At 36.4% G+C, this 1428-nt stretch carries 1 protein-coding gene; it reads left to right on the top strand.

What is annotated here, in order from left to right:
- Positions 1–1140, top strand: a 1140-nt coding sequence (locus AC1DJN_RS21915; RefSeq protein ID WP_478040260.1) for an IS110 family RNA-guided transposase, incomplete at its 5' end; no start/stop codon positions are given.
- Positions 1141–1428 lie beyond the last annotated feature (288 nt).

Raw genomic sequence — 1428 nt, 5'->3', positions numbered from 1 at the left:
GATCATACTGTGGATGGATTGGAAGAGTTACACACTTATTTATTAGATTTAGAGCGTCAAACAGGGATGAAGCCACCTATTGTTTTGGAATCAACGGGTCACTATCATGCCCCAGTTGTACAGTTTTTAGAAGCAAGAGAATACATTGTCATTATCGTAAACCCACTGGTTTCTTACCGAGCAAAAAGTTCTAGCTTGCGCAAAACCAAAACAGATGCCATTGATGCTTACCACTTAGGCGAACTGTATTACAAAGAGGATTTAGCGCCTCAGAAAAAGCGTGGTGTACAGTTATTAAACCTTCGGCATCTAACAAGGCAACACGAAAATATGACGGGAATTATGATTCAAACAAAGCTTCAATTTCAAGCCGTATTAGATCAAATATTCCCTGAGTACAAAGGAGTTTTTGGAGATCTATACGCTGAGATTTCTATAAAAACTTTACAAGCTTACCCTACTTCTGAATCAGTCAAAGAAGCAGGTGTAGAAGAGATCGCACAATTCATTGATACACATTGCAAAGCACGTTCGTTTAATTGGGCGCTTGAAAGATCGGAAAAATTAATCGGAGCTGCAGAACGCAATCCATTTCAATCAACTCTTTATCAAAGTCTTCTAATCAGTTTGAATATGTATATTGATTTACTTCAAGTGTACCACCAGCAACTTTCTACGTTGGAGCGTGAGATTGATGAGTTAGCGGCACAACTTGAAGAATATGAATTACTCCAATCAATTCCCGGTATTGGTGAAAAAATCGCTGCAACGATTATTTCWGAAATYGGRGAAATTGATCGGTTTAATCATCCGAAAAAGTTAGTAGCCTTTGCAGGACTAGATCCCAGTGTGTTTGAATCAGGTCGCTTTAAAGGCACGAAAAATCACATTACTAAACGCGGCTCGGCTAGGCTTCGCCAYATGCTTTATACAGCTGTTCGTTGTTCTATTCGAGATAGTCGGAAAAAGAAAACAACACCTGAAACTRTCGCACGAAATAAGCGATTACGAGCCTTCTACGATTTAAAACGTGAGGAAGGAAAGCCATATAAAGTAGCTATCATTGCTTGTGCGAATAAGCTTTTACACTGGATTTATGCGATTTTAAAAACGAAAACACCATTCCAAGAAACTATGTAGTAACAGCATTTTCAAATACAACAAAAACCTTCCAAATTGAATTCGGAGGGTTATTTGGGTTGCGCTTTTTAGTATAGCATGAAGTGTTTWTTAATTTAAAAGATTTTTATTGACAATCTATTAGCTGGTTTAGTTAAAGATTTGCTTTCTTTAAAATCACTCTGATAATGCTATTCTTCAAAGTAATCAGATTTAAAAAAAGGATTAACTCTAATTTCCCTTAAAAAGTATTTTATTGATGTATGCTTATTTAAGTATTCTCGTTTAGGAATTAACACTTCCCTTTTC

Source organism: Stenotrophomonas sp. 05L414_2, assembly GCF_056397905.1.
Note: the sequence above shows the minus strand (reverse complement) of the source record. Positions and strands in the feature narration are given on the sequence as shown.